This is a genomic window from Streptomyces sp. yr375, assembly GCF_900110755.1.
Lineage (GTDB): Bacteria > Actinomycetota > Actinomycetes > Streptomycetales > Streptomycetaceae > Streptomyces.
The window spans coordinates 107,718-120,687 of record NZ_FOFF01000005.1; the positions used below are offsets into that span (position 1 = coordinate 107,718).

The 12,970-nt window shown below is 71.2% G+C and carries 10 protein-coding genes; all 10 read right to left on the minus strand.

Annotated elements, in window-relative coordinates; translation table 11 throughout:
• Positions 1-243: 243 nt before the first annotated feature.
• The 10 genes from BMZ82_RS07930 to rsmH all read right to left on the minus strand — a co-directional run bounded on the left by BMZ82_RS07930 (position 244) and on the right by rsmH (position 12,827).
• Positions 244-1,038, minus strand: a complete 795-nt coding sequence (locus BMZ82_RS07930) for a cell division protein FtsQ/DivIB (protein ID WP_093773171.1) — start codon at positions 1,036-1,038, stop codon at positions 244-246.
• 26 nt (positions 1,039-1,064) lie between these two features.
• The gene (gene murG, locus BMZ82_RS07935) at positions 1,065-2,162 is read right to left on the minus strand and encodes an undecaprenyldiphospho-muramoylpentapeptide beta-N-acetylglucosaminyltransferase (protein WP_093773173.1); all 1,098 of its coding nucleotides are present in this window, start codon (positions 2,160-2,162) and stop codon (positions 1,065-1,067) included.
• 6 nt (positions 2,163-2,168) lie between these two features.
• Complete coding sequence (ftsW, locus tag BMZ82_RS07940) at positions 2,169-3,530, minus strand: putative lipid II flippase FtsW (RefSeq protein ID WP_093773175.1); 1,362 nt, start codon at positions 3,528-3,530, stop codon at positions 2,169-2,171.
• A 90-nt stretch (positions 3,531-3,620) separates the two neighbouring features.
• Positions 3,621-5,063, minus strand: coding sequence for a UDP-N-acetylmuramoyl-L-alanine--D-glutamate ligase (murD, locus tag BMZ82_RS07945; RefSeq protein WP_177244425.1), 1,443 nt, complete (start codon positions 5,061-5,063; stop codon positions 3,621-3,623).
• Positions 5,045-6,118: a phospho-N-acetylmuramoyl-pentapeptide-transferase gene (mraY, locus tag BMZ82_RS07950; protein WP_093773179.1), complete on the minus strand. Its 1,074-nt coding sequence runs from the start codon at positions 6,116-6,118 to the stop codon at positions 5,045-5,047. Before mraY ends, murD begins: the two co-directional genes overlap by 19 nt.
• Positions 6,115-7,545 (minus strand): UDP-N-acetylmuramoyl-tripeptide--D-alanyl-D-alanine ligase, encoded by a 1,431-nt coding sequence (gene murF, locus BMZ82_RS07955; RefSeq protein ID WP_093773181.1) that lies wholly within the window; start codon positions 7,543-7,545, stop codon positions 6,115-6,117. The genes mraY and murF overlap by 4 nt, the downstream gene beginning before the upstream one ends.
• A gap of 4 nt (positions 7,546-7,549) precedes the next feature.
• Positions 7,550-9,220: a UDP-N-acetylmuramoyl-L-alanyl-D-glutamate--2,6-diaminopimelate ligase gene (locus tag BMZ82_RS07960; RefSeq protein ID WP_371271172.1), complete on the minus strand. Its 1,671-nt coding sequence runs from the start codon at positions 9,218-9,220 to the stop codon at positions 7,550-7,552.
• 105 nt (positions 9,221-9,325) lie between these two features.
• Complete coding sequence (locus BMZ82_RS07965) at positions 9,326-11,293, minus strand: peptidoglycan D,D-transpeptidase FtsI family protein (RefSeq protein WP_371271173.1); 1,968 nt, start codon at positions 11,291-11,293, stop codon at positions 9,326-9,328.
• A gap of 5 nt (positions 11,294-11,298) precedes the next feature.
• Entirely contained in the window at positions 11,299-11,826 is a 528-nt protein-coding gene (locus BMZ82_RS07970) for a cell division protein FtsL (RefSeq protein ID WP_093773185.1), read from the minus strand.
• Positions 11,827-11,870: 44 nt separating this feature from the next.
• A complete protein-coding gene (rsmH, locus tag BMZ82_RS07975) occupies positions 11,871-12,827 on the minus strand; it encodes a 16S rRNA (cytosine(1402)-N(4))-methyltransferase RsmH (RefSeq protein WP_093773187.1) in 957 nt (318 codons plus the stop codon).
• Between the last annotated feature and the right edge of the window lie 143 nt (positions 12,828-12,970).

A 12,970-nucleotide genomic window follows, 5' to 3' on the forward strand; every position in this document is an offset into this window, starting at 1 on the left:
CGCCTCGCAGGTGATGCGATCCGACGACTGATGCCGAATGGGACGGTCCGTTTCCCGACCCGAACCCTAACGGTGAAGTTTAGGGTTACCAGTGTGTCTGTTCCTTGGAGTCTTCTGAACAGGACACTAAGTCGACAAGTGGCGCCCGTTCAACGAACACGCCGAACCTCCCGTTTTTCTTTTCACCCTATGTGATCAGCCGTGTCAGTGCCCAACCAGGGTGCTGGCCTGCGCGAATGTGCGTCAACTTCCTGATGACGCAGGGGCGGTGGGAGCACTCACGTCGAAGTGCCGCGCGGCCGGGGCGGCTTTCATGAGAGCGGTGAGTGCCCGGCCCTTCGCCGCGCCCTTCTCGGCACTGCCCCACGCGACCGTACGGCCGCCCCTCAACTCCAGCGAGATCCCGTCGTACGAGCGGACCTTGACCGTCCGGGTGTCCCGCGCGACGGCGGCCGGCAGGGAGCCGGCGGCCCGCACCGCCTCGCGCACCAGCCGTGCCTCGCCGAAGCGGCGCAGACTCGCGGCGGCCGAACGCGAGGAGGAAACGGCCATCTCCAGAAGCGGAACGCCTTTCGGGGCCTCGGAAACCGTGGCGAAACGGACTCCTTCGTCGTCCACTTCCACGAACTTCGCCCCTTTTCGGACCAGCAGAATCGGCGTGCGTTCGGTCACTTTCAGGCCGATTCCATGGGGCCAGGAACGAACCACGTCGACCTCGTCGATTCGGGGCAGTTCCGTACGCAACCGGTTCTCGATCGCGTCGATATCGACGGAAATCAACGGAGATCCGACCGGTACGGCGGCGGCTTCACGCACCTGTTGCGGGGTCAGCACACTCGTGCCCGAGACGGAGACCCGCTCCACCCGCAGCCACGTGGAGCCGTACAACACCCAGACAGCGCCCGCACCGAGGAGTACGACGACCAGCGCGAGGATGATGATCATACGAAGCCGTTGTGGCCCCAACCGCCGGACCAGGGGCGGGCCGGACGACTCCTGCTGGCGTGCCCCGCGCTCGGCGGTGGCGGATCCGGCCACGCTCCCTGCCCTTTCGTCACACGTGCCTATCGGTGTGCACGGGAGGCGGCGATCGCCTCGTACACCATGCCGACGAGCAGGTCGTCGGCGTCCCGGCGGCCGAACTCGCTGGCGGCGCGGGACATCTCGTACAGCCGGTGCGGGTCGGCGAGGACGGGCAGGACGGTCTCCCGGACCCACTCGGGGGTCAGTTCCGCGTCGTCGACCAGCAGTCCGCCGCCCGCCTTGACCACCGGCTGGGCGTTCAGCCGCTGTTCGCCGTTGCCGATCGGCAACGGGACGTAGGCGGCCGGGAGCCCGACGGCGGAGAGTTCGGCGACGGTCATCGCGCCCGCGCGGCAGAGCATCAGGTCGGCGGCGGCGTACGCGAGGTCCATCCGGTCCACGTACGGTACCGGGATGTAGGGGGGCATTCCCGGCATCTGCTGTACGTGCGGCAGTTCGTTCTTCGGGCCGACCGCGTGCAGGATCTGGATGCCGGCCTGCTGGAGGTAGGGCGCGACCTGCTGGACGACCTCGTTGAGGCGGCGGGCGCCCTGCGAGCCGCCGGAGACCAGCAGCGTGGGCAGGTTGGGGTCGAGCCCGAACATCGCGCGGGCCTCGGGGCGCACGGCGGCACGGTCCAGGGTGGCGATGGAGCGGCGCAGCGGGATGCCGATGTAGCGGGCGTCGCGCAGCTTGCTGTCGGGCGTGGAGACGGCCACCCGGGCCGCGTAGCGCGAGCCGATCTTGTTGGCCAGGCCGGGGCGGGCGTTGGCCTCGTGGACGACGATCGGGACGCCCAGGCGTTTGGCGGCGAGGTAGCCGGGCAGCGCCACGTAGCCGCCGAAGCCGACGACGCAGTCCGCCTTGGTGCGCTCCAGGATCTGCTCGGCGGCCTTGATCGTGCCGCGCAGCCGGCCCGGGACGGTGATCAGTTCGGGGGTGGGCTTGCGCGGCAGCGGCACGGCGGGGATCAGCGCGAGGTCGTAGCCCCGCTGCGGAACGAGCGTGGTCTCCAGGCCGCGTTCCGTGCCCAGAGCCGTGATCCCCACGGTGGGGTCCTGCCTGCGCAGGGCGTCCGCGAGGGCGAGCGCGGGCTCGATGTGGCCGGCGGTCCCCCCACCAGCGAGTACGACATGCACCGAAATTCACCGCTCTCCGGACGAGCGCGCCGCCGAGGCACGCCGTCGCATCGTGTTCCATCTCCGGGGGCTCCGGTCGAACGCGGGGCCCCCCGCCCCCCGTTTTCTACCAAAACGGGGATGCCGCATCGCAAGCGCCGCCCGCGCAGCGGGCTCGTCGCGTGCGAAGGCGATCAGCAACCCGATGGCGAACATGGTCGGCAGCAGGGCGGAACCCCCGTAGGAGAACAGCGGGAGCGGGACGCCGGCGATCGGCAGCAGGCCGAGCACCGCACCGATGTTGATCACCGCCTGCGCGGTGATCCAGGTGGTCACGCCTCCCGCGGCATACCTCACGAAGGGGTCCTCCGTGCGTCCGGCCACGCGGATACCCGCATAGCCTAGAGCCGCGAACAGGGCGAGTACCGACAGCGTCCCCGCGAGACCCAGTTCCTCACCGGTGACGGCGAAGATGAAGTCGGTGTGCGCTTCGGGGAGTTGACCCCATTTCTCCACACTCGCGCCGAGCCCGGAGCCGAAGATCCCGCCGGAGGCCAGGGCGTAGATCCCGTGCACGGCCTGCCAGCAGGCGTCGCCCGGACCGGGGTCGGTGGCGCCGATGCACTGGAGCCGGGCCATCCGGTTCGGGCTGGTCTTGATGAGGATCACACCGATCGTGGCGGCGATCGACAGCACCCCGACGAAGAGCCGGGTGGGCGCCCCCGCCAGCCACAACAGGCCGAACAGGATGGCCGTCAGGATGATCGCGGTGCCCATGTCGCCGCCGAGCATGATCAGCCCGAGCAGCAGGAACGCGACCGGCACCAGCGGCACCAGCATGTGCTTCCACTGGGCCAGCAGGTTCTTGTCCTGTTTGCGGGCGAGCAGGTCGGCGGCCCACAGCACCAGCGCGAGCTTGCCGAACTCGCTGGGCTGGATCTGGAAGGAGCCGCCGAGCGAGATCCAGTTCTGGTTGCCGTTGACCGACATCCCTATCCCCGGCACCTGCACCAGGGCCATCAGGAAGACGGCCCCGGCGAGGATCGGGTAGGCGAGCGCCCGGTGCAGCTTCACCGGCATCCGGGAGGCGGCCAGCAGCAGCACGGCCCCGATGGTGGCGGCCAGGAACTGTTTGCGGAAGAAGAACGAGCCGGGCAACGACATCTGAAGCGCGGTGATCTGGGACGCCGAGTAGACCATCACGAGGCCCAGCACGGTGATCAGCAGGCTGCCGCCGAAGATCAGGTAGTAGGCGGTCAGCGGCCGGTCCCAGGCCTTCTGGACCCGCGTGCGCAGCCTGCGCAGGGGGTTGTCGGGGCGCGGGCGGGCGGCGGCGGGTCTGCGGACGGTCCGCTGGACGGGCGGACGCCCGGTACGGCTACCGGGCATCCGCTGCTCCCCTGCCCGCGGCGCGAGCGCCGTACGTCGGCCGTGACGGTCCCACGCGTCCCTCCCAAGGTCGCCCGGCAGGCGGCCGGGTCAGGTGCCGAGTTCGCCGACGGCAGAAGCGAACGCGTCACCGCGCTGGTTGTAGTTGACGAACATGTCCATGGAGGCGCAGGCCGGGGCGAGGAGCACCGTGTCCCCTTCGGCGGCGAGGCGCCGGGCCTCCTGGACGGCCGCGAGCATCGCCCCAGTGTCGGTCCGGTCGAGGTCGACGACGGGTACTTCCGGGGCGTGTCGCGTCAGGGCTTCGTGGATCAGGGCGCGATCGGCGCCGATGAGCACGACGCCGCGAAGTCGCTTCGCGGACTGGGCGACCAACTCGTCGAAGGTCGCGCCCTTGGCGAGCCCGCCGGCGATCCAGACGATCGACTCGTAGGCCGCCAACGAGGCCTGCGCGGCATGGGTGTTGGTCGCCTTGGAGTCGTCGACGTACGCGACGCCGTCCACGTCCGCCACGTGGGCGATGCGGTGGGCGTCCGGGGTGAAGGCCCGCAGACCGTCCCGTACGGCCTTGGGAGGCACCCCGTAGGCCCGGGCGAGGGCCGCCGCGGCAAGGGCGTTGGCGATGTTGTGCGGGGCGGGCGGATCGACGTCCGCGACCTCGGCGAGTTCCTGGGCGTTCTTCTGCCGGTCCTCGACGAAGGCGCGGTCGACCAGGATGCCGTCCACGACGCCGAGTTGGGACGGCGCGGGCGCACCGAGCGTGAAGCCGATGGCCCGGCAGCCCTCCTCGACGTCCGCCTCGCGCACCAGGTCCTCGGTGGCCGGGTCGGCCACGTTGTAGACGCAGGCGACGCGATTGCCCTCGTAGACGCGGCCCTTGTCCTTGGCGTACGCCTCCATGGAGCCGTGCCAGTCGAGGTGGTCGGGGGCGAGGTTGAGGACGGCGGCGGAGTGGGCGCGCAGCGAGGGCGCCCAGTGCAGTTGGTAGCTGGAGAGTTCGACGGCGAGGACGTCGTAGCGCTCCTCGCCGAGGACGGCGTCCAGCAGCGAGACGCCGATGTTGCCGACGGCCGCCGTGCGCAGGCCGGCCGCCGTCAGGATGGAGGCCAGCATGCGCGTGGTGGTCGTCTTGCCGTTGGTGCCGGTGACGCACAGCCAGGGGGCTGCTTCTCGGCCGTCCAGTTCCCTGAGGCGCCAGGCCAGTTCGACGTCGCCCCAGATGGGCACGCCGGCTTCGCGGGCGGCCGTGAACAGGGGCTTGTCGGGCTTCCAGCCGGGTGCGGTGACGACGAGTTCGGTGCCCTCGGGCAGGGTCGCCCCGTCGCCCAGGCGCACGGTGACGCCCAGGGTCCGCAGCTCGGCGGCCTGCTCACGCGCGCGTGCGTCGTCGCCGTCGTTGACGACGGTGACCCTCGCGCCGAGCCCGTGCAGCACCTTGGCCGCCGGGATGCCGGAGACGCCGAGCCCGGCGACGGTGACGTGCGTGCCCTCCCAGGAGAGCCCCTGCCCATCGGTCACTTGTCTGCTGCCCATCCCGCGTAGAAGAGACCCAGTCCGACGATCACACAGATGCCCTGGATGATCCAGAAGCGGACCACCACCAGGACCTCGGACCAGCCCTTGAGTTCGAAGTGGTGCTGGAGTGGCGCCATCCGGAAGACCCGCTTGCCGGTGAGCTTGAAGGAGCCGACCTGGATGACCACCGACATGGTGATCAGGACGAACAGGCCGCCGAGCAGGGCGATCAGCAGCTCGGTGCGGGAGCAGATCGCGAGACCCGCCAGCACACCGCCGAGCGCCAGCGAACCGGTGTCGCCCATGAAGATCTTGGCCGGCGAGGTGTTCCACCACAGGAAGCCGAGGCAGGCGCCCATCAGCGCGGAGGCGATGACCGCGAGGTCGAGCGGATCGCGCACCTCGTAACAGGCGCTCGGGTTGGTCAGCGTCTCGCCGTTGGCGCACGACTCCTGGAACTGCCAGACGCCGATGAACGTGTACGCGCCGAAGACGAGGACGGAGGCGCCGGTGGCGAGGCCGTCCAGACCGTCCGTCAGGTTCACGCCGTTGGACATCGCGAGGATCATGAACAGCGCCCAGACCACGAACAGCACCGGGCCGATCGTCCAGCCGAAGTCCGTGATGAACGACAGCTTGGTGGAGGCCGGGGTGTTGCCGCGCGAGTCGGAGAACTGCAGCGAGAGCACCGCGAAGGCGATGCCGACGATCAACTGGCCGGCCATCTTCGCCTTGGCCCGCAGACCCAGCGAACGCCGCTTGACGATCTTGATGTAGTCGTCGAGGAACCCGACCAGGCCCATGCCGCACATCAGGCCCAGCACCAGCAGACCGGTGTAGGTCGGCGGCTTGCCGCTGATCAGCTTGGACAGGAAGTACGCGGCGACCGTCGCGAAGATGAACGCGATGCCGCCCATCGTCGGCGTACCGCGCTTGCTGGCGTGCTCGCGCGGGCCGTCGTCGCGGATGTACTGGCCGTAGCCCTTGCGCGCCAGCAGCTTGATCAGCAGCGGGGTGCCGACCAGCGTCAGGAAGAGGCCGATCACACCCGCGAACAGGATCTGATTCATCATCGGGCGGCGACCTCGCCCTCGGCCCCGGTCGCGAGCAGCGCCAGCGCGACGCTCTCGAGGCCGACCGAACGGGACGCCTTCACGAGTACGACGTCCCCCGGGCGCAACTCGCTGCGCAACAGGTCGACAGCCGCCTGTGCGTCGGACACGTGCACCGACTCCTCACCCCACGAACCCTCGTTATATGCGCCCAGTTGCAGCCAGGCGGCTTCCCTGCCCCCGACCGCGACGAGCTTGCCGACATTGAGCCGGACGGCTAGCCGTCCGACCGCGTCGTGCTCGGCGAGCGCCTCGTCCCCGAGCTCGGCCATCTTGCCGAGCACCGCCCAGGTCCGACCCCCCTTTGCCCGTGAGGCTTCGCCCATGGCTGCCAGCGCACGCAGAGCAGCTCTCATGGACTCAGGGTTCGCGTTGTAGGCGTCGTTGACGATCGTCACGCCGTCCGGGCGCTCGGTGACCTCCATCCGCCAGCGGGAGAGGGAGCCCGCCTCGGAGAGTGCGGTGGCGATCTCTTCCACGGACATGCCCAGCTCATGGGCGACGGCGGCCGCGGCGAGCGCGTTCGACACGTGGTGCTCACCGTACAGGCGCATGGTCACGTCGCTGCACCCGGAGGGTGTGCGAAGGCTGAAGGCGGGCTGTCCGCTGTCCGTGAGTCGTACGTTCTCGGCCCGTACGTCCGCTTCGCCGGACTCTCCGAAAAGGACCACCTTCGCGGTCGTACGGGAGGCCATGGCCCGTACCAATGGGTCGTCGGCGTTGAGGACCGCGACACCGCCCTCGCTCGCCGGCGGCAGCGACTCGACCAACTCGCCCTTTGCCTGTGCGATCTGTTCGCGGCCGCCGAACTCGCCGATGTGGGCGGTGCCGACGTTCAGGACGAGGCCCACCTTGGGGGGCGTCAGGTCGGTGAGGTAGCGGATGTGGCCGATGCCGCGGGCGCCCATCTCCAGTACCAGGAAGCGGGTTTCCTCGGTCGCGGAGAGCGCGGTCAGCGGCAGCCCGATCTCGTTGTTGAGCGAGCCGGGCGTGAAGACGGTCGGCGCCTTGCGGCGGAGCACCTGGGCGATGAGGTCCTTGGTGCTGGTCTTGCCGGCCGAGCCGGTGAGCGCGACGAGCGTCGTGCCCAGCCGCCGCACGACGTGCCGCGCGAGGGTGCCGAGCGCCGCCTGGACGTCGTCCACGACGATCGCGGGGACACCGACCGGGCGGGCGGCCAGGACGGCCACCGCACCCGCCTCGACGACCGCTGCCGCGTAGTCGTGGCCGTCCACGCGTTCGCCGGCGAAGGCGACGAAGAGGCTGCCGGGGGCCACCTCGCGGGAGTCCCGGACGACCGGTCCGGTGACCCGCACGGACGGATCCGGTATGTCGTACGTCTGCCCGCCGACGACTGCTGCGATCTCGGCGAGGGAGAGGGCGATCACAAGTTCATCCCTGGGTCTGCTGGATAGCTTCGCGTAGCACCTGGCGGTCGTCGAACGGACGGACGACGCCGGCGATGTCCTGGCCCTGCTCATGGCCCTTGCCCGCGACCAGCACGGTGTCCCCGGTGTGCGCGCGGGCCACCACCGCGGCGATCGCCGCGGCCCGGTCCTCGAACAGCAGCACCTCGCCGCGCTCGTGCGCGGGCACGGACGCCGCGCCCTCGAGCATGGTCGCGAGGATCGCGAGGGGGTCCTCGGAGCGGGGGTTGTCGGAGGTCAGTACGGCGGTGTCGGCGAGCCGCGCCATGGCGGCGCCCATCGGGGCGCGCTTGGTCCTGTCCCGGTCGCCGCCGCAGCCGAGGACGACGTGCAGCCGGCCCTTGGTGACCTTGCGCAGCGCCTTCAGGACCGACTCGACGGCGTCCGTCTTGTGGGCGTAGTCGACGACCGCGAGGTAGGACTGCCCGGCGTCCACCCGCTCCAGCCGGCCCGGCACGCCCGGCACGGCGGCGACGCCGTCGGCGGCGGTCTGCGGGTCGAGGCCGGCGGCGGCGAGGGAGACGATCGCGGCGAGGGTGTTCGCCACGTTGAAGGAGCCCGGCAGCGGCGACCTGGCGGCGAACCGGGCGCCGTCCGGGCCCACGACGGTGAACGCCGAGTCCATGGGGCCGATCTCGACGTCCACGGCGCGCCAGTCGGCGTCCGGGTGGCCCTCGGCGGAGAAGGTGACGACGGGGACCTCGGCCTCCGCCACCAGCCGACGGCCGTACGCGTCGTCGAAGTTGACCACGCCGAGTTTGCTGCGTTTCCGGGTGAACAGTTGTGCCTTGGCCCGGAAGTAGTCCTCCATGTCGGAGTGGAACTCCATGTGTTCCGGGCTGAGGTTGTTGAAGACCGCGACGTCGAAGACGCAGCCGTCGACCCGGCCGAGGACCAGCGCGTGGCTGGAGACCTCCATGGCGACCGCCTCGACGCCGCGCTCGCGCATGACGGCGAACAGGGCCTGGAGGTCGGTGGCTTCGGGGGTGGTGCGCTCGGACTTGATGCGCTCCTCGCCGATGCGCGTCTCCACCGTGCCGATGAGACCGGTGGACTTGACGGACTTCAGGCCGCCCTCGACGAGGTAGGCGGTGGTGGTCTTGCCGGAGGTGCCGGTGATGCCGATCTGGAGCAGACCACGGCCGGGGCGGCCGTAGATGGTGGCCGCGAGTTCGCCCATCCGCGCGCGCGGGTCGTCGACCACCAGGGCCGGCAGGCCGGTCGCGGCGGCGCGCTCGGCGCCGGCGGGGTCGGTCAGGACGGCGACCGCGCCGAGGCCGGCGGCCTGCGTGACGAAGTCGGCACCGTGCAGGCGGGCGCCCGGGAGGGCGGCGTACAGGTCGCCGGGGCGCACCGCGCGGGAGTCGTGGGTGATGCCCGTGACCTCGACGGCGGCGCTCCGCGGCGGTTCGGCACCCAGTTGGCCGGCGAGCTCCGCGAGGGGTGTGGCGGAGACCTGGACCGGCCTGGGCGGTCCGGGATATGTCACGGAAGCGCCCTTCTGAGCGGTTTGGTACTGATCAGCGTGTGGCACGGCGGTGAGCGTACCGGGCGCACCGGCCTGCGGGCCAAGCGAGGGCTCGACCGCCGCCGCGCGCGGTGCGGGGTTCCCGGGGTCGGGAGTGATCATGGTCACGGGCTGGTTCCTGGCTTGTTCGGCGCTGAACAGTGCGGTCGGGGTCGAAGGCGGGCGAGGCGGGCGAGGCGGGCAAGCGGGACGAGGTGGAGCGGTGCGGGGCGGTCAGGGGGTGAAGGAGACCGGGAGGTTCGCGGCCTTCGCGCCGGTCGGCGGGACCTGGAGGGTCTTCAGGGCGAACTCCATGACCTGTTTGAAGACGGGACCGCAGATCTGGCCGCCGAAGTAACTGCCCTTGGTGGCGTTCTGGATGGCGCAGTACACGGTGACCCGGGGGCTGTCGGCGGGCGCGAACCCGGCGAACGACGAGGTGTAGCCCTTGTAGGTGCCGGTGGCCGGATCCACTCGGTTGGCGGTACCGGTCTTACCCGCGACGCGGTATCCGGGGATGCGCGCCTTGGCGCCGGTGCCCTCCTCGTCGTCCACGACCGACTCCAGCATGTGGGCGAGGGTCTTCGCCGTCTTCTGGCTGACGACCCGGGACTGCGCGGGCGCCTGGGCGGGGGTGAAGCGTCCGTCCGGCCCCTTGGTGCCGCGCACCAGGGTGGGCGCGACGCGGACCCCGCCGTTGGCGATCGTCGAGTACACGGAGGCCGCCTGGAGCGCGCTCAGGGACATGCCCTGGCCGAAAGGAATCGTGTACTGCTGCGAGGTCGACCAGGCGGCGGGCCCGGCGAGGATGCCCTTGGTCTCGCCGGGGAAGCCGAGCCCGGTGGGGCCGCCGATGCCGAACTTGCGCAGGTAGGAGTAGAGGACCCGGTTGGCCTCGGGCTGGGTCTTGCCGAGCTGGCCGGTGGCCAGGATGGTGCCGATGTTGCTGGACTTGGCGAGCACGCCGTTGAGGGTGAGGTACCAGGTGGCGTGGTCGATGTCATCCTGGAAGAGCCGGTCGCCGCGGTGCAGCCGGTTGGGCACGGTGACGTGCGTCAGCGGCGTCGCGGCGTTCTCCTCCAGGACGGCGGCCATCGACATGACCTTGGCGGTGGAGCCGGGCTCGTAGGCGTCCTGGACGGCCGGGTTGCCCAGGTCGGCGGCTCGGGCCTTGGAGAGGTCGTTGGGGTCGAAGCCGGGCGAGTTGGCCATCGCGAGGATCTCGCCTGTGCGGGTGTCCTGGACGATGACGTAGCCCCGGTCCGCCGCGGACTCCTTCACCTGCTCGGTGATGGCGTTCTGCGCGGCCCACTGGATGTCGCGGTCGATCGTCAGCTCGACGTCGGATCCGGGCACCGCCGGGGTCTCGGTGGAGCCCGCGGTGGGCACCTGGCGGCCGCCGGACTGGGCGTAGCGGATCTTGCCGTCCTGGCCGGCCAGGGTGGTGTTCAACTGCTGCTCGACCCCGCCGCCGCCCTTGCCGTCGGCGTTGACCCAGCCCAGTATCCCGGCGGCCAGCTCGCCGTTGGGGTACACGCGCTTGGTGCTGGGCACGGCGAGGACGCCGGCGAGGACGTTGACCGTGGAGCGGTCCGACTCCGCCTTCGTGGCGAGCGCGGACTTCAGGTCCTTGATCTGCTTCCAGACCTGCGGGGTCTGGCGGCCGGCCAGCATCGTGTACCGCGCGGCCGGGTCCTTCGGCCGCAACTTCTTGACCAGCGCGGACTGCTCCTGGCCGAGGATCGGCGCGAGGAGCGCGGCGGCCTGCTCGGGGCCGTCGTCGACCTTGAGCTGCTTGCGGTTGAACATCGTGGGGTCGGCCGTGATGTCGTACGCGTCCTCGCTGGTCGCGAAGGCGATGCCGCCGCGGTCGGTGATCTCGCCGCGCTCGGCGGCCAGCACCCGGCCGATGTACCGGTTCTGCTCGGCCTTGGCGGTGTAGGTGCTCGCGTCGACGGCCTGCACCTGGAGGAGGCGGACCACGAAGGCGAGGAGCACCAGGGCGAGCGCGAGGCCGACCATGCGCAGCCGGGGGCGGGGGCTGCCCAGCCGGATCACGCGGGCGGGCGCGGGGCGGGGGGCGGGGGCGGTCGGACGGCGGGCCGGGCGGGCGCCGGGTCCCGGGCGCCGCTGGGCGGAGGCGGGGCGTACGGGCCGGGCGGGGCCGGGCACGCGCCGGCGCGGCGGTTCCCTGTCGGACACTTCCGTCACCTGCCGGGGGTCTCGGGGGTGGCTGCGGTCGGGTCGGGGCTCTGGACCGGGGGCTCGAGGGGCGCGGGCGCGGCGGGGGACGGCGAGGAGCCGGTCGCCGGGTCGAGCGAGAGGGCCTCCGGCGGTGGTACGAGGAGCGGGGCGTCCTGGACGGGCAGCCAGGCGGCGGGCGAGGGGACGCCCTTCACGGTGCCGTCGGGGTTCAGGAAGGCCGGGTCGCCGCCGGGGACCATGCCGAGTTCGCGGGCGCGGCGCTGGAGGGCGTCCGGGGCGGAGTAGGCGTCGATGTCGCGCTGGAGGGCCTGCTCCTCGTCGGTGAGGCTCTTGGTGTCCCGTTGGAGGTCGTCCATCTTGAACGAGCCCTCGCTGAGCGCGGAGTTCATGACGAGCAGTCCGATGAGACCGCCGCCGAGGAGGAGGACGACGAGGAGGACGAACGGCGTGCGGGCCGCCTGCCGCGGGCCGGCCGGGAAGAGCCGCGCGAACCGGGCGGCCCTCCCCTTCAGTTCGGGTTTCCTCTGCACGCGCCCACCCCCGGGTGGAGTTGCGGACCCTCGGCTCACGCCCGTCATTCGATGGACTCCCTGATTCGCTCGGCCCCGCGCAGTCGTGCCGGGGCGGCGCGCCGGTTCTCGGCGACCTCTTCCTCGCTGGGAAGTTCGGCACCACGGGTGAGCAGCTTGAGCCGTGGCTGGTAACGCTCGGGGACGACCGGCAGCCCGGGCGGCGCGGTGTTGGCGGCGCCGGCCGCGAACACCTGCTTGACCAGCCGGTCTTCGAGCGAGTGGTACGACAGGACGGCGATCCGCCCGCCGACGTCGATCGCCTGCACGGCGGCCGGGATCGCCCGCTCCAGGACGGACAGTTCGCCGTTGACCTCGATGCGCAGCGCCTGGAAGGTGCGCTTGGCGGGGTTGCCGCCGGTGCGCTTGGCGGCCTGCGGCAGCGCGTCGCGGATCAGCTCGACGAGGCGTGCGCTGTTGGTGAAAGGTTCCTGGACGCGCTCGCGCACGACCGCGGAGACGATCCGCTTGGCCTGCTTCTCCTCGCCGTACGCCCGCAGGATCCGCACGAGTTCGCCGGGCGGGTAGGTGTTGAGGACCTCGGCGGCGCTGACGCCGGTCGTCTGGTCCATTCGCATGTCGAGCGGCGCGTCCTGGGCGTAGGCGAAGCCCCGGTCGGCCTCGTCGAGTTGCATGGAGGAGACGCCGAGGTCGAACAGAACTCCCTGCACGCGCGCGAGGCCGAGCGTTTCCAGTACGTCCGGCAGCTCGTCGTAGACGGCGTGCACCAGGGTGGCGCGCTCGCCGAAGGGGGCGAGGCGCTCGCCGGACAGGCGCAGCGCCTCCTTGTCGCGGTCGAGGGCGACGAGCCGGACCTCGGGGAACTGCGTCAGCAGGGCCTCGCTGTGCCCGCCGAGACCGAGCGTGCAGTCGACGACGACCGCTCCGGGCCGCTCGATGGCGGGGGCCAACAGGTCCAGGCACCGCTGGAGCATCACCGGGACGTGTCGACTCTGTCCCACCCGTCGCCCGCCGCCACCCTTATTCGAATGCGCTTCGCGCCCTTCCACTTTGGGGCCCTCTCAGATTCCGGGATTCCGGCGGGTCGGTACGCGCCGCCGGGTCCACGCCCCCTCGTGAAGGGAAGGCCTGCCGGCGCCGCGGG